This is a genomic window from Photobacterium sp. TY1-4, from assembly GCF_025398175.1.
Lineage (GTDB): Bacteria > Pseudomonadota > Gammaproteobacteria > Enterobacterales > Vibrionaceae > Photobacterium.
In genome coordinates, this window is sequence record NZ_CP099735.1 from 1,374,061 (window position 1) to 1,392,033 (window position 17,973).

Below are 17,973 nucleotides of genomic sequence, written 5' to 3' on the forward strand. Positions count from 1 at the left end.
ACGTCTTGCAGTGCTGGTGGCACCCGGTCGCAAGCATCATTTGTCGCGAGAATCAGGCGCTAGAATCCGGTGCTGGATCCCGGCGCGAGATATTCCTCCAGACCGGCATTTCTCAGCCCGGCATAGATATGATCCACAAACGCCTGCGCCAGGCGGGACAAGGGTTTGTGCGACGGGGTAATGATGGCGTGTTCAAAAATCACCTCCGGCGCAAACGGACGAAACACCACGGCGCCCTGGCCGGATTTACTGATGGTATAGCTGGCCGCACTCATAGGATCGCAAATCGAGCAGCACAGCTGATGCTCAACGAATTCAAAGCCGGAGATGTAATTTTGCAGTTCGAACCGCGGATGGTAACGAGCGCCCTGCTCTTCGAATAAAAAGCGCACCAGCTCACTGGTCGGGTGCTGGGCAAACAGGGTCGCCAGCGGCACGTTATCAAGATCAGCCGGGGTGATCACCGCTTTTCCGGCCAGCGGATGATCCCGGTGCACCGCACAGACCCCTTTGAGCCGGATCGGCTCGACATTGATCGAATCCCGCTCCTTCGGCATTTCCGCATAGCCGATGTCATACTGCTGCGCCGCCACCCAGTCATGCACAATCATCGAGCTGCGCATCATCATCGACACATTCACCTCTGGCCGGTCTTTGACAAAATCGGCAATCACGTGCGGCATAAAATAGAGCGACGCTGCCGGCATACAGGCCACCCGCAGGTTGCCCCGCGACAGGTTCTTCACTTCGGCCATCAACTGCGCCGCCCGGGTCAGCCGCTCTAAGATTGCATCGGTCTCTTCGAGCAGGAAAAACGCTTCCGGCTTGGGGATCAGGCGTCCTTTGTTGCGTTCAAACAACTTAAACCCGAGTTCGTTTTCCAGGCTGACCAGCATCGCACTGACGGCCGGTTGGGTGCGGCACAGGGTGCGCGCCGCCACGGAAACCGAGCCAGAGCGCATCACCGTTCTGAATGTTTCCAACTGCTTAATCGAGAGGTTGGTGTCCATGCCATACCCTATAGGAAAAATTTATGGAATTAGAGAAATTTTAAATTTGTTTCTATTGGTTGTCAGCATTAGATTAACAACGTATTCACAAAAGCAACAATAAGGAAATGTGCTGTGGAGCGATTGTTCAGATACCTGCTTACTGCGCTGATGGGCATTGTGGCCCTGACGCAGTTCGTGCAGGTGATAACCCGATACATCTTTGAGGTCCCGATCATGGGACTGGAAGAATCCGTCATCATCCCGACCCTGTGGCTCTACATGCTGGGGGCGGTGAACGCCTCGCGGGAAGATACCCAGATCCGGGCCAACGTGCTGGAGATCTTTATCAAGACCGAGCGCGGCCACACCATCCTGGCGCTGGTCGGGGAAGTGATCAGTTTTGTGATCTCCCTGTGGCTGACGTACTGGGCCTGGGACTATTTCAAATATGCCCTGCGCGTGTGGAAAGAGAGCCCGACCCTTTATATCCCCACTTTTTTCCACGAGTGCTCGCTGTTCCTCGGCCTCGCGATGATCACCGGCTTTATCGGCCTGCACATCATCCGGCTGGTGCGCCAGCTCAACGCCCCCGACTATTCAACAAAGAAGGCTTAAACCATGGTTGAAGTTGCACTATTTGCGGTAGGCGCGCTGGTCCTGCTGCTGACGATTGGCGTGCCGTTGCCGTTCTGTTTCGGCGGCGCCCTGATGATCATGACCTACCTCGGCGACATGTCGATGAAAGGCAATATGATGTGGGGCACCGGCCAGCTGACCAACCCGATCCTGCTGGCGATCCCGCTGTTTGTATTGTCCGGCACCATCATGAGCCAGAGCGGCATCGCCGCCAGCTTGCTCCGGTTCGTCAACGTGTTCGTCGGCCATATCCGCGGCGGGCTGGGTATTGTCGCCTCGGTCAGCTGTGCCATCATCGGGGCCATTTCGGGCAGCGGCCTGACCGGCGTCGCCGCTATCGGCCCGCTGCTGATCCCGGAGATGGAAAAACGCGGCTACCCGCGAGCCTACGCCACGGCGCTGATTGCCAACTCCTCCATTCTGGGGCTGCTGATCCCGCCGAGCGTGACCATGATTGTCTACGGCTGGGTCACCGATACCTCGATCCTGGCCTGTTTCCTGGCGACGCTCGGTCCCGGCCTGCTGGTCACCTTTAACTTTGCGGTGATCAACCTGCTGATGGCGCGCAAGTTCCCGCTGGTGCTGGAAGAAAAACTGCCGTTTGGTGACATGCTCAAAGAAGCCTCGTCCCGAACCGTGCATGCGATCCCGGCGCTGCTGATGCCGGTGATTATTCTCGGTGGCATCTACGGCGGTATCATGACCCCGACCGAAGCCGCAGCCGTGGCGGTGATTTACGCCATCCCGGTCGGCTTTATGATCTACAAGGGCCTGAACTGGAAGTCACTGCTGGCCTCGGGCAAAGAGTCCGCCACTGCGGTCGGCTCGATTATGTTCATGATCCTGTTCAGCCTGATCCTCAGCCAGATGTTCGTGGTAGAAAATGTGCCGCAGGAGCTGGTCGACGCCATTTTCGGCATTACCGAGAACAAAGCCCTGCTGCTGATTTTCATTAACTTCATGCTGTTTCTGGTCGGCATGGTGGTCAACGACATCACCGCCATCATTCTGATTGCGCCGCTGCTGCTGCCGCTGATGACGGCCATCGGGATCAGCCCAATCCAGTTCGCCGCCATCATGGGCGTGAATACCGCAATGGGTGGCGTGACACCTCCCTACGCCTCGATTCTGTACCTCGGTGCCCGCATCGGCAACGTCAAGTTTGCCGAAGTCGTCGGCCCGGCCATGAAGCTGATCCTGTTCGGCTACCTACCGGTGGTGATTCTGACCTCGTTCTGGTCTGACTTATCACTCTTCCTGCCAACGCTGTTTGGCTACTGATCATAAGGATATTGATGATGAAATTGACAGGTAAGTTCACCCACTCCTTCAAACTGAAACAAACGGCTCAAGCCCTGCTGCTCGCTGCAACGGCGCTGAGCATCCTGCCGGCCACGGCTGCAACGCTGAAAATCAGCCATGTGCGCCCACAGGGCACCGTGATCGATCAGGATGTCAAACGTATGGGCGAAGCGCTCAAGGCTGCCACCGACGGTGACGTTAAATTGCGCGTCTATGCCGCCAACGCCCTCGGTGACTACACCCTGGTGCAAGAGCGCATTTCGGTCGGCGCGATCGACATGGCGGTTCAACCCGCCTCAACGGCCACCGACCGTCGGATGCAGCTCGGGCTGCTGCCGTATCTCGCCACCAACTGGGCCGAAGCGCAGGCCATTTACGGTGACGGTGCCCCGGTGCGCGAAGCGATGGCAACACTGTTTGCCCAGCAGGATATCACCCTGCTGGCCGCCTACCCGGTCTATTTCGGCGGGATCTCACTCAACCGCAACGCCGTTGAGCCGGGCCAGCCGGATGTCAGCAAAGGCATCAAGCTGCGGGTACCGCCGATCAAGAGCTTCCAGCTGCTGGCGGATAACGTCGGTTACATCGGCTCGCCGCTGCCATTCTCGGAAGCCTTTACCGCGGTACAAACCGGCGTGGTGGACGGGGTGATCGGTTCGGGGGCCGAAGGCTATTACGCCTCGTTCCGCGATGTGACCAAAACCTATATTCCGCTCAATACCCACTTTGAGATCTGGTACCTGATGATTAACAGCGAGCGGTTTAACGACCTGTCCGACAGCGAGCAGGCCGCACTGAAAACGGCCGCAGCCGATTTCGAGCAACGCCGCTGGCAGCATGCGGAGCAGGATCAGACTGCGAACGAGCAAAAATTGGCCGCCAACGGTGCTGAAATTGTCAAAGTCAGCCCACAACAACTGGCGCAAACCTCAGCCAAAGTGCGCAGCACCGTGTGGCCGGAGATCCTGAGCGATATCGGCGCCGAGTGGAGCCAGTCGATCCTGGATCAGGCGCTGGAAAAGACCCCGAACTAATCCTTCACCCAACCGACGGCGGGGCACCAGCCCCGTCGCTGCAACCCTGAAGAGAAATGTCATGAAACCGGAATATACCATTATCGGCGGCGGTGTCGTGGGCTGCGCCGTGGCTTACGGGCTGCTCAAAGCCGGCCACCGGGTAACCATCCTGGATGGCGGCGACCGTGATCACCGCGCTTCCCGGGGCAACTTCGGTCTGGTCTGGCTCTCCTGTAAAGGACTGGACGCCCCGCACTATGCTGCCTGGACCCGCCGCTCCGTCGGGATGTGGCGAACCCTGGCCGACGAGCTGCTGGCGTCCACCGGCATTGATGTCAACCTAGTCCAAAACGGCGGCTACGATTTCCATTTCAGCGAATCAGAAATGATGGCCCGCACTGCCCAGTACGACCGTCTTCGCCAGGAACTCGGCAGCGATCACCCGTACGAGATCTGGGATCGTGAACGCCTGCGCCAGGAAGAGCCGAACATCGGCCCGGATGTCGTCGGCGCCATTTACGGCGCTGAAGACGGCCATCTCAACCCGCTCAAACTGCTCAAAGCCTACACCCTGGCCATTACCCAACTGGGCGGCGAGCGGATCACCCGGGTTCAGGTCGAGCGCATCGAACGCGATGCTAATGGCCGCTATCAGGCCACCACAACCGATGGCCGCCAGTTTCACAGCGACAAACTGGTGCTGTGCGCCGGACTGGGCGCCGCGCAGCTCGGCCCGCTGGTCGGATTAAAAGCGCCGGTGCAGCCCCAAAAAGGCCAGGTGCTGATCACCGAAAAAATGCCGCCGATGATGCAGCGTCCATCCGGGATTATCCGCCAGGTCGATGAGGGCGGGATCCAGATCGGCGATTCTAAGGAAAACGCCGGATTTGATGATCAGGATACCCTGGCCGTCACTGCCGCGATTGCCGAGCGGGCGATCGCCGTCTATCCCTTCCTGGCCCATACCAAGCTGATCCGCAGCTGGGGGGCGCTGCGGGTGATTTCGCCGGACGGCCTGCCGATCTATCAGCAGTCCGACTCACATCCGGGGGCGTACATCATCAGTTGCCACAGCGGGATCACCCTGGCCGCCGCGCACAGCTATTTGCTGCCGTTGTGGCTGGAAAACGATGCCAACCAACCAGATTTGGAGCGATTCAGTGAAAAACGATTCGAAATTTCTGAGGCTCGATAACGCCTCGTCTGCCCCAACGGTGGTGTTTCACTGGGAAGGACAGGCCATCACCGCCCGCGAAGGCGACACCATCGCGGCCGCCCTGCTGGCGGCCGGGGTCGACCATACCCGCGAGACGCCAGCTACCCAGTCTCCGCGTGCGCCGTTTTGCATGATGGGCAGCTGTTTTGAGTGCCGGGTCGAAGTCGATGGCGAGCCGAACGTGCAGGGTTGCATGCGCCAGGTTGCGCCGGGCATACAGGTCAAACGCCAGCGATACTGAGCCACCAGCGCCAGCGTTATTTAGCCACCAACACCAGCGTTATTTAGCCACCAACGCCAGCGTTATTTAGCCAACTGAGGAAGAATTATGCGTACAGTCGATGTTTGTATTATCGGGGCCGGACCGGCAGGGATGGCGGCCGCGACGCAATGTGCCAACGCCGGGGCCAGCGTGGTGCTGCTTGATGAACAAGCCCGTGCCGGCGGACAGATTTACCGCGCCATTACTGCGGATGGCCACCCGCTGAGCGAGGTGCTGGGGCCGGATTACCTTCACGGAGCCACTCTGGTTCAGGCGCTCGACGCCGCCCCCCTGGAGCACATCACCGAAGCCACGATCTGGCGGGTTGATACCGATCGGACCGTCTACTGGAGCCGCCACGGCAAAAGTGAACAGCTGCAAGCCAAACGGATCATCCTCGCCACGGGTGCGATTGAGCGCAGTTTCCCGTTTCCGGGCTGGACCCTGCCGGGGGTGATGACCGCCGGCGCCAGCCAGATCCTGCTCAAAACCGCCCGGATCGCGCCTCAAAAAGCCGTGATGGTCGGTACCGGGCCGCTGCTGTATTTACTGGCCGCCCAGTTGATCAATGCCGGGGCACCGCCGTCGGCGATTGTCGATACCCAAATGCCGGGCAGCTATCTCAAAGCCAGCCGCCATCTGGCCGGCGCGCTGCAGGGCCATCAATATCTGGTCAAAGGGCTGAAGCTGCTGCGCCAGATCAAACAGGCCGGGGTCGCCCACTACACCCAGGCCAGAGACATTGAAGCCGTCGGCACGCAAACCGTCGAGCAACTGCGCTTTCGCAGCAAAGGCAAAACGGTTTGCCTGGACACAGCCACCGTGCTGAGCCACATCGGGGTGATCCCCAATGTCCAGCTCACCCGCGCCATGGGCCTCGATCATGTCTGGGACCAAGTGCAACGTTGCTGGCGCCCGGCGCTCGATACCTTTCACAACACCTCGCTGAATGGCGTCGCCGTCGCCGGGGATGGCAGCGGGATTGGCGGAGCCAAAGTGGCCGAGTTGCAGGGCAGCCTGGTTGCGGCCGAAGCGCTCCGAGCCTTAGGCCTGCTGAGCCAGGAGCAGCACCAACAGCAGACTGAGCCGCTGCTTGCCCGGATCCACAAAGAGCTGGCGATCCGGCCATTTCTCGATACCTTGTATCCGCCGCCTCAGCAGGCATTGGCCCCAGCTGACCGCACCCTCGTCTGCCGCTGCGAAGAAGTCACCGCCGGGGAAATCCGCCATCTGGCGCGCAATCAGTGTCACGGGATCAACCAGATCAAGAGCCTGACCCGCTGCGGGATGGGGCCGTGCCAGGGACGCTACTGCGGCCCGACCGTGGCCGAGATCATCGCGGCGGAAACCAACCAGTCACCGTCGGAGGTCGGCTACTACCGTATTCGCCATCCCATCAAGCCATTGAAGCTGGGCGAGCTCGCCAGCCTGACCCCGGTGACACATTCTTTTATTCAGCCTTATCAATCCAAGGAAACGACCCATGACACAGATCATCAGAAAGCACACCAATCAACGCATGAGTAAAATCGTGATCCACAATGACACGGTTTATCTCTGTGGCCAGGTGGGTGTCGGCGGCACCAGTGTGGCCGAGCAAACCGCCGAGGCCCTGCGCCGGGTTGACGCCCTGCTGCTTGAAGCCGGTTCAGATAAACACCATATCCTGCAAACCACCGTCTGGCTGGCCGACATGAGCGATTTCGATGAAATGAATGCGGTCTGGGATACGTGGTTTGAAGAGGGCTTCCAGCCGGCACGTGCCTGCGGCGAAGCTAAACTGGCCCGCCCGGAGCTGAAAGTCGAACTGCTGGTCACGGCTGCGGTTAAACAGTAAGTCCTCGGCTCCAATCGCTGCGTGGCGGTATGCCTCCCTGAATTGCTCCACCCGCCACGCAGCGCTTCAATCAGCCAAGCTAGACCCAACTCAGGTCCAGCCCGGCTCTGATCCTGCCCCGCCAAATCCCGGGCTATTGCCCCTCCCCCTAAATCAGTTGTTTGACCAACTCCCCTAACCGGACAATCGCCTGTTGGTGGGCATCCGTGAGGGCAAAAGAGGCATTGAACCGGAAACAGTGGTTGAACTGATTGCTGGTGGCAAACATCCGGCCGGGCGCAATGCTGATCGTCTCTGCCAGCGCCAGATGATACAGCACCGTGGTATCGACATGGCGTGGCAGTTCGACCCAGAGGAAATAGCCGCCTTCGGAATTATAAATCCGAGCGCAATCCGGCAAATTCGCTTTCAGGCAGACTTCGTTCGCCGCTTTACGCTGATCCAGCGTACGGCGCAGCAACCGCAAATGGCTGCCGTAGTTGCGGGTGGTCAGGTAATGGACCAGCGCCAGCTGGATCGGCACGCTGGTGGTCAGGGTACTCATCAGCTGGAGTTTCTGGATCTTGAGCGCCTGCTTTCCGGCGGCCACCCAGCCGATGCGAAAGCCTTCCACCAGGGTTTTGGAAAACGATGAACAGTGCATGAAACGGCCCTGCGCATCAAAGGCTTTGGCCGGTAACGGCTTGCTGTCACCGACATACAGCTCGCTGTAGACATCATCTTCGATCAGGTGAACCTGATACTTGTTCAGCAGCGCGGCCAGTTGCTGCTTTTTCTCCACCGACAGGGAATACCCCAGCGGATTCTGGAGATTGGTCATCAGCCAGCAGGCCCGCACCGAATGGGTTTGCAGCGCCCGCTCCAGCGACCCCAGATCGATCCCCTCGCCGGGATGAGTACGCACCGCAATCGCCTTCAGTCCCAGGTTTTCCAGCGATTGCAACGCGCCGTAGAACGTCGGCGACTCGACCACCACCCAGTCCCCCGGCCGGGTGACTGCCCGCAGACTCAGGTTCAGCGCTTCCAAGCCACCGGCGGTGATCACAATCTCATCGGGCGAAATATTCATGCCTTGCGCCGCGTAACGTTTAGCGATCAAGTGGCGCAGCTCATCGTTACCCGGCGGCAGATTATCGACCACACTGGAGAGCGGCATGGTGCGCACCGCCGCGGTCAGCGACTTGTTGACCTGATGACGCGGCGCCAGTGCCGGATCCAGATACGCGTGGCCGAAGCTGGCCATACGCGGGTTACGGCTGGCCTGAAGCACATCAAAAATAAAATCGTTCACATCAACCGATTCGGTCGGCTGCACCGCCATGGTGTCCTGAACCTGTTGCGCCATTTCCGGCGCTACCCGATAACCGGAACGAGGATAAGACACCACCCAACCCTGACTCTCCAGCACCTGATAAGCCTGCAGGACGGTCATCAGGCTCATCCCGGCATGTTCGGCCTGTTTGCGCAGCGACGGCAGCTTGTCCCCCGCCAGCCAGACGCCGGTATGGATTTGCTGCTGGATCTGGCTGACCAGCTGTTCATATTTCGCCATGACGGGATTTCCTCGTGCAGTGGGGTACAGGGACAGGCAACAAAAATATAACAAACCATAACACAAATCTGTTATAGGTAAAGCGTCCCATTCTGTATCTATGCCAAACATGTGCTACAGCCTACGATCCCGGCATCATCAATCACAATCGCAGGTCGTCTTATGTTCGATGTTGATGCGTTTATGCTGGCCCGTGTCCAGTTTGCTTTCACGGTATCGTTCCACATTATTTTCCCCGCCATCACCATAGGCCTCGCCAGCTACCTGGCGGTACTGGAAGGGCTCTGGCTCAAAACCCGCAACCCCGATTACAAAACCCTCTATCACTTCTGGTCGAAAATCTTCGCCGTCAACTTCGGAATGGGCGTCGTTTCCGGTCTGGTCATGGCCTATCAGTTCGGCACCAACTGGAGCGGCTTCTCGGAATTTGCCGGGAGCATTACCGGGCCGCTGCTGACCTATGAGGTGTTGACCGCCTTCTTCCTCGAAGCCGGATTCCTCGGCGTGATGCTGTTCGGCTGGCACCGGGTCGGCGATCGCCTTCACTTTTTTGCCACCTGTATGGTCGCGCTCGGCACCCTGATCTCCACCTTCTGGATCCTGGCCTCAAACAGCTGGATGCACACCCCGCAAGGCCATGAGATCATTGACGGTCAGGTGGTGCCGGTAGACTGGCTGGCGGTGATTTTCAACCCGTCCTTCCCGTATCGCTTGTTCCACATGGTTGTCGCGGCCTTCCTGAGCAGCGCGCTGTTCGTCGGTGCTTCCGCAGCCTGGCATTTGCTCAAGGGCAACCGGACCTCTGCCATCAAGCGGATGTTTTCCATGTCGCTATGGATGCTGGTCATCACCGCACCGATCCAGGCGGTGATCGGCGATCTGCACGGGCTCAATACCCTGGTCTACCAGCCTGCTAAAATCGCAGCGATTGAGGGTCACTGGGACAACAGCGACGGTGAGCCGACACCGCTGATCCTGTTCGGGATGCCGAACATGGACACCGAGCAGACCGATTACAAAATCGAAATCCCCTACCTGGCCAGCCTGATCCTGACCCACAGCTGGGATCAGCAGATCCCGGCCCTGAAGGACTTTGCCCCCGAAGATCGGCCAAACTCACCGGTGGTATTCTGGTCATTCCGCATCATGGTTGCGCTGGGGCTGCTGATGATCCTGCAGGGCCTGATGGGCCTCTGGCTGCGCCGCAAAGGGACGCTTTATCACAATCAGACCTTCCTCAAGTTTGTCCTGATGATGGGCCCCTCCGGCCTCATCGCCATCCTGGCCGGCTGGGTGACCACCGAAGTCGGCCGCCAGCCCTGGGTGGTCCACGGACTGCAACGCACCAAGGATGCGGTATCGGCCCACGGCGAGCTGCACATGAGCATCAGCCTGCTGACTTTCTTCGTGGTCTATTCCCTGGTGTTCGGGATCGGGTATGTCTACCTCATCCACCAAATCAAACAAGGCCCGGATCACGACGGTGACGCCGAACCCGGTGATGCCCTCCCTGACCACGAACCGCTGTCGATTTCCGGCCGCGTGTAACGCCCGGCTTATTTGAGAAGGAGAACCCCATGGGTATTGAACTTGCCGTGATCTGGTTCGGCATTATTATTTTCGCCACCTTGATGTATATCACCATGGACGGCTTTGATTTGGGCATCGGGATCCTGATGCCGCTGGTTCGCGACAAAGACGATCGGGACTTGATGGTCAACACCGTCGCTCCGGTCTGGGACGGCAATGAGACCTGGCTGGTGCTCGGCGGCGCCGGGCTGTTCGGCGCATTTCCGCTGGCTTACGCAGTGATCGTCGACGCCCTGACCATCCCGCTTTCCATCATGCTGATTGCCCTGATCTTCCGCGGTGTGGCCTTTGAGTTTCGTTTCAAGGCGCTGCCAAACCACCGCGCCTTCTGGGACAAGGCGTTTATCATCGGCTCGATCGTCGCCACCTTCTGCCAGGGCGTAACCGTCGGCGCGGTGATCCAGGGCTTCCCGGTCGTCGGACGCAGTTTTGCCGGCGGTGCGTTTGACTGGCTGACGCCGTTCACGCTCTTTTGCGGTCTGGGACTCGTGGTGACTTATGCCCTGCTGGGCGCCACCTGGCTGATCAAAAAAACCGAAGGCGATCTCCAGCGCCGGATGTATCAGGCCACCACGCCACTGCTGGCCGCCTTTGCGATTGCCATGGTTGTCGTCAGCCTGTGGACGCCGCTGGCCTATCCGCAGATTGCCGAGCGGTGGTTCAGCCTGCCGAACCTGTACTTCCTGGCACCGGTGCCGCTGCTTTCCCTGTTCTGCCTGTGGCGGATCACCACGGCGGTGAAACGCGGCGGACAAACCAGCCCGTTCGTGATGGCGCTGCTGCTGACATTCCTCGGGTTCAGCGGCTTAGGGATCAGCCTGTGGCCGAATATCATTCCGCCGGAAATCAGCATCTGGGAAGCTGCCGCACCACCGCAAAGCCTGGGATTCATGCTGGTCGGGGCCCTGTTCATCATCCCGTTTATTCTGGTGTACACCTACTGGAGCTACTACGTGTTCAGCGGCAAGGTAAAAGCGGGGGAAGCGTATCACTGATGCGCTTGAACCACCGCGCCACCTGATATGACGATGTAATTGCAGAAAAGGAGGAACCATGGAGAAAGTGACCGCCCCCAAACCGGGCATGAAGCAACCGTTGAAGCAGTGGTCCTGGCTCATATTGATTTGGGTGGGGAGTGTCGCCTCACTGGCGCTGGTCTCCTTCGGATTCCGCGCCCTGATGCACGCCGCCGGGTTTAAGTCCTGAGGCATCCGCAGGAGTGACGACGCCAGTAGTTTGGTCTGCTGGGGTCGTTGCTCATTGCGGGCAGAAGCATACCACTTAAAGTGCTGCAAGTAAGACAATCTATCGGGATGCTTCAAATATCCCGAACAGATCCGACGGGCCACCAACACCACCAAATACAGTTGAAGGGTGCACCGGCAGTTCCGCAAGCTGACCAAAACCAAGAGCGGCTTCGCCAACAATACCAGCTTGCTGAAGCTGCTCTATACGGGGATGTTGAATGCCCCTGAGAAGTGGACGCATCCGTGCAGAACTGGAACCTGACACTATCCCAGTTGAGTATCTACTTCCCGGACCAGGGTGAGATCACGAACGTTTTGTGACCAAATTCTGTGAGTTTGACCGGCCGATCGAATTATGATCTTATACTCCCTTTTTCGGGAGTTCTAAGGTGAGTATCGAGGCTTTTTCTCAGTATTTTGGCGATCTGCAAGACCCTCGTCAGTCTGCGAAAATCAGTTATCCCTTATTCGATGTTCTGTTTCTTACTGTGTGTGCGACGATTGCAGGAGCTGAGGGCTGGGAAGACATTGAAGATTTCGGTGAAGCACATTTTCAATGGTTTCAGAAAAAAGGACTTTTTACATCTGGACTTCCTGTTCACGACACCATTGCTCGTGTTATCTCACGCCTAGATCCAAGTCAGTTTCAGCAGTGTTTTATCAACTGGATGCAAGCCGTTACTGAGCGCTCAGACGGTGAGTTAATCGCAATCGATGGTAAGGTGTTGCGTAGCTCATATAACCGCGAAAGCAGGCAATCTACGATTCATATGGTTAGTGCCTTCGCCACGGCCAACAGCGTAGTTATGGGCCAACTCAAAACCAATGCGAAGTCGAACGAGATCACGGCAATACCGGAACTGCTTAACTTGCTGGACATCAAAGGCTGCCTGATTTCGATTGACGCAATAGCCTGCCAGACCAACATCGCCTCAACCATCATTGATAAAGGTGGTGATTATTTACTTGCAGTTAAAGGTAACCAGGAAACATTGGCTAAAGCTGTACGTCAGGCGTTGTCTGCGAAGACTTCGATTCAGAGCGCCCCTGAAAATGTCACGGTGGAGCAAAGCCACGGACGAATCGAAGCCCGAGAATATCATGTACTACCTGCTGGTGAGTTGGTACAACAGTTTCCTGATTGGAAAGGGCTCAAGAGCATCGGCGTTACCATTGGTTATCGCATTGATAAATCAGGTAAAGAGTCACTCGAATATCGCTATTACATCAGCTCTGCTGAGTTGGAGAAAGAGCGTTTTGCCACCGCAGTGCGTGGCCACTGGGGAATTGAAAACAGCCTGCACTGGGTACTTGATGCATCAATGAACGAGGATGCTTGCCAGATTTATCGCGGAGATGCAGCTGAGATCATGGCCTGTTTTCGGCACATTGCACTGAACATGTTGCGATCCGAAACCTCGAAAAAGGCTAGCATTCGACGTAAACAGAACATTGCAGCGATGAATACCGCTTATCTGGACAAGGTGTTACTGGCAGGTTTTAAAGCAGCGAGTAAAAAATGAGCATTCATGCTCTCACCCTGCTTCCCGGACAGAGTCAACTAATATGTGGATCTGTAACTTACGCTGACACAGAACTATGAACATTCTCATCAGCGGTAATTAAAAATAGCCGCTGATTTTTTGTTTTACATCCCCATAATTTTTTCGTAAGTCTCAAATTCGGAGAATGGCTGTTCTAACTTTGTTATTGATAGGATTTCTTTTTGCTCATCTGGTGTTAGTGACAGATATGCTCTGTCAGTTTCATAATTTTTTTCAAATATCATTTTTTTTGTTGACTCTGCTAATTTTTTTGTTTGCATTGGTAGTTTCAAATAATCATAAGATGCAAGTAATTCAGCTAATTCCCCTCGCTCTGGTTGCAGACAATTATTGAATGAGCGTTCACTTAGATATGCTAGGATTAAAGGTTTTTCTTCTATCATATGTTTTAAAAGTGAAATTTGACTTTTGCTTAAATTTGGTACTTTTTTTTTCAAATCGCAATGGTTAATCTTTCTGGAGTATTTTGAAATGCTGTTGTTCAACTGTTCAAAATAAAAATTGTCACTTGAAAACACCTCAGGAGTTATCATTACTGCAAAGAGTGAAATTAACTTAAGTACTTTCATAATTGGCAACCCATGTATATTGACTTCCAGAACACATATTCCTTTGGACTTTTTTGGTGCTGTAAGGCTTGTTGAAAAGCTAATTCTTCAATTTCTTTTCTTTTTATGTCACTTAAGCTATCAAATGACGTAAAAAAATACTCCCAGTTAGCTTGAGTTATAGCGTACGCTGTCTGATTTGCTTCTGATGTAGCTTGTTTTGCCGCAGCTTGTACTACTGTTTTAGCTGTATCACGCCTCACTAGATTTAACACTTCTTTTACATTGCCAGTAGACGCACTTCTTAATGAACTTCCACCAAATATAGTAAATAGATGACCAATGGTAAGCCAAATGCGACCATATTTTTCTAAGTTGTGAAGTTCTTTAATTTTATCGATACCGTGTAAGCTGTTTTCATCAAAAGTGATGTTTACTATTGCAGGACACTTTTTCATATCAACCTCATTTCCCGATTATATTAACCAGAACGCATAAAATATCCGAAATTCTATTGTGTAAATGCGTTGAGCGTGGTTTTTCGATCAACAACTAAAAATTAAGTAATTGGAATATGTACAATTACTTTATTGTATGGTTTATGTCTTAGTCTTTCAGGTAACAAACAAGTATGGCATCAACGTCATCTCAACATGCATCACATCATGCGCTGACGCTGTCGTGTCTGCCCATAACGCTCGTGTTGCCTCACTAAACCATGGCCCGGATTTCGGACAACTCAAATCTGCAGCGCCATTCGACGCCGGCCAGAAAAGTGACAAATAAAGCCTCTGACAACATGAACACAATCCCGATCAAGCTTGCACTATCCATGAATCGATAAACCAAAAATAGACAAATCAACGCCCAGAGACAATTGCCGAACACCAATCCCTGAATCTTTCGTAGCGAGACTTTCCGGCTCATCGCGAGGCTCGACGAATAGAGGCCATAGAGTAAATTCGCGAACGCCAGAAAGAGCACGACCGTGTCCGGCATGCGGTAAATTTCACCAACAAACGAATGAAAGCTGATTAAAACAGACCCAACAAACAGCGCGGCCAAGCCATCTATCCATAAGACTTTATCCATCCATCTCACTGGGTGTCCTCCTCAGCCGGGCAATGTTACGGACGCTCCTCATCAAACATTTCAATAACTCACCCTAGCCCTTCTTTCGCTCGGGCAATTGCCGCTGTGATGGCTGCCTTGGCTTGCGGACTATTCTTCCAACATGTGGTTCGCAGCATGGAAGCCACCATTTCCGCGATGTCATCCGCCTGATACGTGGCTAAATCAGCCAAGGTGTCGATGCCAATTTCCTCGAACCTTTTCAGGACGGTAGGACCCACCCCCTTCACTGCCAGCAGTGCATCTCTTTCAGGATCCGAAAACGCCATCTTTCCTCCTTAAAATACCGATTGAATGACCAGCCCGACCTCATCAGGCTTTACCCACCGGACCAGCCCGTCGGCCGACCACGGGCAGCCTTGAAAACAACCACATGCGCAACTAGTTTAACAATAGCACCTCAGTATCCACACTCTGTTTCACCCTGGCAAGGTGCCGCGCACAAAACGAGATCACATCAAACGCAAACAAATTGATAATGAGAGCCATTCGCAATAAAGTATCTTTTTTCTCAATGGACCTATTCAAGTCACCGCCAGTGCATTGTTTGAACCCCATCCGTATTTGGAAACCCTGACAACGCGCGCGGTAGTACTTGGCCATCATGGAGTGACTTATGTCTTGTTCTCGCCTTCACTTGCCCGTCTTCGGGCTGATTTTTTCGCTGCTTCTTGCGGGCTGCAATCGTGACAGCCCACCTGAAAAGGCGATGACCATTTCTGAGGGATGGCCGAAAGCCATCTCCAGTCGCTATGGCGACATCACGCTCAACGCGCCGCCGAAGCGCATTGTCTCCACCAGTGTCTCGATCACCGGCACCTTACTGGCCATCGATGCGCCGATCATCGCTTCCGGCGGGACCGGCCCGAATACGGCCATCGCCGACGCCAACGGTTTTTTTAAGCAATGGAATCATGTGGCCTATGAGCGCGAGATTAAATCGCTTTATCAGGGGAAGGCGAATGCCGAAACCATTGCCAAGGAAAAGCCGGACTTGATCATCGTGTCTGCAACCGGCGGTGACTCTGAGGTGAAGTTATACGAGCAGTTTGCATCGATAGCCCCGACGGTCGTCATCAATTACGACGATAAAAGCTGGCAAGCGCTGGCCCGTCTGTTGGCAGCCATCACCGATCGGGAAAAACAGGCTGAAGCCGCGATACAGACCTTTGAGACCAAACTCGCTGAGCTGAAAACACGGATCCATCTTCCACCACAGCCGGTGAGCGCCATGGTGTATTACGGCGACGATCGGGGCGGAAACTTCTGGACCAACGATTCCGCGCAAGGGGGGATCCTCAATGCGCTGGGCTTTACCCTGAGCCCGCTGCCGGAAGCATTCAAAAACAACCACCAAATGGGAGTCAGGAAAGATATTGTGCCGGTAAACGGAGAGAATTTCGCCGACGCAATCACCGGGCATTCGATCTTGCTGTTCTCCGCAGACGATGCCATGGTCGAACAAATGAAGCGCAACAAGTTCATCGCCCACCTGCCCGCCATCCAGCAAGGTCTTGTGTTCCCGATGGGTAATGATTCTTTCCGGCTGGATTACTACAGCGCCATGAATTTACTCGCCACGTTAGACACAACGTTTCGTGAGCAGGTGTTGTGATTAGAACCGGTGACCGCCTCCGCAGAGGCGGTCACCGTGCGCTGGTTAGCTGGCCGCTGGTGCCGTCTGGTTGTTTTGTTGCGAGGCGTCTTGCGGAGCAGATGCTGAGTGCGCAGATCCCTGAGGTGCCAGTGCCGGGTCAAACAGCGTTGCACGGCGAAGCGGACGAAACGCGAGGACCATCAGCATCCCGATACCAGTCGCCCCGAGCCCGAAGCTCAAGACGGACATAGCCGGAGCCATGATTTTACCCAAAGCCCCCAGCCCTAAAGCGCCGACGGAATCTCCCGTCACATCCTGCGCCGTCCACAAGCTGCTGACACGGCCGAGTAAATGGTCCGGCGTATGACCCTGGACGATAGAGTACTGGATCAGCGAGGCGACAGAGCCTAAATAGCCATACACCACCAGCACGGCTAAAAACAGCCAGAAGTTCGCCGTCAGGCCCATCATCACAATGGTAAAGAAGGTGCCCATGGTTGAGTAAATCATCACCATGCCCGGCTTTTTCGCCTGCTTCACCCAGCCGGAAGTCAGCGCGCCGACCATCGCCCCTAAAGGAATGGCCGAATACATCAGACCGGCGTTGGTGGCATCGCCCGTAAAGGTCTCTAACGCCAGCGCCGGGAACATCACCCTGACAGCTGTTGCCAGCGTCTCAAGGGTACCAAACACCACCACACAGCCGACAACTTTATTGGATGTCAGAAACTTCACCCCTTCATAGAGCGACAGGAACGGGTTTTCCGGCGTTTGGTGCGTCGGCTTCATCGATGGCAGCCTGAATAGCGGGATCAGCGTACAGAGCGTGCCGACGGACGCTGCCACATAGTTCCAGCTGACATCGCCAAATGAAATAAGCAGCCCGCCAATGGCCGGGGACAGCACCATGCCGAGGCGCACGGTCAGCATGCTCAGCGCCGCCGCTGCCGGCAGGTTTTCCCGACCGACGATCACCGGCAGTGAGGCCATCAGTGCCGTCATGCCCATGGCACCGAAGAAACCATCCCACACCGACAAAATATACAGCGCCGCCAGCGATGATTCCGCCAGCAAGCTGTTCAGGGCCAAGGCACCGAAGCCAATGCCACAAGTGCCCCTGGCGATGAGGATCAGTTTGCGTCTGTCATATTTGTCTGCCAGGACCCCGCCGAGCAGGAGCCCGACAAACATCCCGATCCCGTCCAGGGCCATGATCATGCCCACTTGTAATGTCGACCCTGTCATCTCATGGATTTGGATCGGGACCGCCACGGTCATCATGCCGAGCGCAAGCACGGACATCATTCGGGCGATAAATACCATTCGGAAGTTCGGATTTTCTTTCAGTAAGCTGAAATCCAGCAGAAGTTTGGGCATTGTCATGATCTTAATACGTTAAAAATTGAGGATAAATTTGAGTCACTTTCAGAGTTAATGCTTAAAGCTTGAACATTCTTAACACCAACCTATAATAACCGCAAT

General features: G+C 55.5%; 19 protein-coding genes and 1 pseudogene. 13 read left to right on the plus strand and 7 right to left on the minus strand.

From position 1 onward, the window contains the following. Nucleotides 1-59: 59 nt before the first annotated feature. The gene (locus NH461_RS22910) at nt 60-1,010 is read right to left on the minus strand and encodes a LysR family transcriptional regulator (RefSeq protein WP_261603270.1); all 951 of its coding nucleotides are present in this window, start codon (nt 1,008-1,010) and stop codon (nt 60-62) included. Between the two features lie 114 nt (nt 1,011-1,124). Between NH461_RS22910 and NH461_RS22915 the strand changes: the two genes are divergently transcribed. The 7 genes from NH461_RS22915 (at nt 1,125) to NH461_RS22945 (ending at nt 7,261) form a co-directional block, all read left to right on the plus strand. Next, nucleotides 1,125-1,607, plus strand: coding sequence for a TRAP transporter small permease (locus tag NH461_RS22915; protein WP_261603271.1), 483 nt, complete (start codon nt 1,125-1,127; stop codon nt 1,605-1,607). A 3-nt stretch (nt 1,608-1,610) separates the two neighbouring features. Further along, nucleotides 1,611-2,909: a TRAP transporter large permease gene (locus NH461_RS22920; RefSeq protein WP_261603272.1), complete on the plus strand. Its 1,299-nt coding sequence runs from the start codon at nt 1,611-1,613 to the stop codon at nt 2,907-2,909. A 14-nt stretch (nt 2,910-2,923) separates the two neighbouring features. Then, complete coding sequence (gene dctP, locus NH461_RS22925; RefSeq protein WP_261603273.1) at nt 2,924-3,964, plus strand: TRAP transporter substrate-binding protein DctP; 1,041 nt, start codon at nt 2,924-2,926, stop codon at nt 3,962-3,964. Between the two features lie 61 nt (nt 3,965-4,025). Continuing rightward, entirely contained in the window at nt 4,026-5,141 is a 1,116-nt protein-coding gene (locus NH461_RS22930; protein WP_261603274.1) for an NAD(P)/FAD-dependent oxidoreductase, read from the plus strand. Further along, nucleotides 5,107-5,403, plus strand: a complete 297-nt coding sequence (locus NH461_RS22935; protein WP_261603275.1) for a (2Fe-2S)-binding protein — start codon at nt 5,107-5,109, stop codon at nt 5,401-5,403. Before NH461_RS22930 ends, NH461_RS22935 begins: the two co-directional genes overlap by 35 nt. An 87-nt stretch (nt 5,404-5,490) precedes the next feature. Then, complete coding sequence (locus tag NH461_RS22940) at nt 5,491-6,951, plus strand: NAD(P)/FAD-dependent oxidoreductase (protein WP_261603276.1); 1,461 nt, start codon at nt 5,491-5,493, stop codon at nt 6,949-6,951. Further along, nucleotides 6,908-7,261 (plus strand): RidA family protein, encoded by a 354-nt coding sequence (locus NH461_RS22945; RefSeq protein ID WP_261603277.1) that lies wholly within the window; start codon nt 6,908-6,910, stop codon nt 7,259-7,261. Before NH461_RS22940 ends, NH461_RS22945 begins: the two co-directional genes overlap by 44 nt. Before the next feature lie 148 nt (nt 7,262-7,409). Here the strand turns inward: NH461_RS22945 and NH461_RS22950 are convergent, their stop codons facing one another. Continuing rightward, nucleotides 7,410-8,813 carry a PLP-dependent aminotransferase family protein gene (locus NH461_RS22950; RefSeq protein ID WP_261603278.1) on the minus strand — a complete coding sequence of 468 codons (1,404 nt, stop codon included), beginning with the start codon at nt 8,811-8,813 and terminating at the stop codon, nt 7,410-7,412. Nucleotides 8,814-8,975: 162 nt separating this feature from the next. On the opposite strand from NH461_RS22950, the gene NH461_RS22955 reads away from it, so the two are divergent. From NH461_RS22955 to NH461_RS22975, 5 genes and pseudogenes are all read left to right on the plus strand, one after another. Next, a complete protein-coding gene (locus tag NH461_RS22955) occupies nt 8,976-10,361 on the plus strand; it encodes a cytochrome ubiquinol oxidase subunit I (protein WP_261603279.1) in 1,386 nt (461 codons plus the stop codon). Nucleotides 10,362-10,390: 29 nt separating this feature from the next. Further along, the gene (gene cydB / locus NH461_RS22960; RefSeq protein WP_261603280.1) at nt 10,391-11,398 is read left to right on the plus strand and encodes a cytochrome d ubiquinol oxidase subunit II; all 1,008 of its coding nucleotides are present in this window, start codon (nt 10,391-10,393) and stop codon (nt 11,396-11,398) included. Nucleotides 11,399-11,456: 58 nt separating this feature from the next. After that, nucleotides 11,457-11,609 carry a DUF2474 domain-containing protein gene (locus NH461_RS22965; protein ID WP_410000120.1) on the plus strand — a complete coding sequence of 51 codons (153 nt, stop codon included), beginning with the start codon at nt 11,457-11,459 and terminating at the stop codon, nt 11,607-11,609. A gap of 96 nt (nt 11,610-11,705) precedes the next feature. Continuing rightward, nucleotides 11,706-11,971: pseudogene (locus tag NH461_RS22970) on the plus strand (IS256 family transposase); the annotation flags it as partial. A 68-nt stretch (nt 11,972-12,039) separates the two neighbouring features. Next, nucleotides 12,040-13,173, plus strand: a complete 1,134-nt coding sequence (locus tag NH461_RS22975; protein ID WP_261603281.1) for an ISAs1 family transposase — start codon at nt 12,040-12,042, stop codon at nt 13,171-13,173. A gap of 125 nt (nt 13,174-13,298) precedes the next feature. Here the strand turns inward: NH461_RS22975 and NH461_RS22980 are convergent, their stop codons facing one another. The 4 genes from NH461_RS22980 to NH461_RS22995 all read right to left on the minus strand — a co-directional run bounded on the left by NH461_RS22980 (nt 13,299) and on the right by NH461_RS22995 (nt 15,163). Continuing rightward, nucleotides 13,299-13,784, minus strand: a complete 486-nt coding sequence (locus NH461_RS22980) for a hypothetical protein (RefSeq protein ID WP_261603282.1) — start codon at nt 13,782-13,784, stop codon at nt 13,299-13,301. Next, nucleotides 13,781-14,221: a hypothetical protein gene (locus tag NH461_RS22985; protein ID WP_261603283.1), complete on the minus strand. Its 441-nt coding sequence runs from the start codon at nt 14,219-14,221 to the stop codon at nt 13,781-13,783. Before NH461_RS22985 ends, NH461_RS22980 begins: the two co-directional genes overlap by 4 nt. A 253-nt stretch (nt 14,222-14,474) precedes the next feature. Next, the gene (locus NH461_RS22990; protein WP_261603284.1) at nt 14,475-14,855 is read right to left on the minus strand and encodes a hypothetical protein; all 381 of its coding nucleotides are present in this window, start codon (nt 14,853-14,855) and stop codon (nt 14,475-14,477) included. 68 nt (nt 14,856-14,923) lie between these two features. Further along, complete coding sequence (locus tag NH461_RS22995) at nt 14,924-15,163, minus strand: hypothetical protein (protein WP_261603285.1); 240 nt, start codon at nt 15,161-15,163, stop codon at nt 14,924-14,926. Between the two features lie 347 nt (nt 15,164-15,510). Between NH461_RS22995 and fepB the strand changes: the two genes are divergently transcribed. Continuing rightward, nucleotides 15,511-16,509, plus strand: coding sequence for a Fe2+-enterobactin ABC transporter substrate-binding protein (gene fepB / locus NH461_RS23000; RefSeq protein ID WP_261603286.1), 999 nt, complete (start codon nt 15,511-15,513; stop codon nt 16,507-16,509). A 45-nt stretch (nt 16,510-16,554) separates the two neighbouring features. Here the strand turns inward: fepB and entS are convergent, their stop codons facing one another. After that, on the minus strand, nt 16,555-17,868 hold the full coding sequence (gene entS / locus NH461_RS23005) for an enterobactin transporter EntS (RefSeq protein ID WP_261603287.1): 1,314 nt from the start codon (nt 17,866-17,868) through the stop codon (nt 16,555-16,557). Nucleotides 17,869-17,973: the final 105 nt, after the last annotated feature.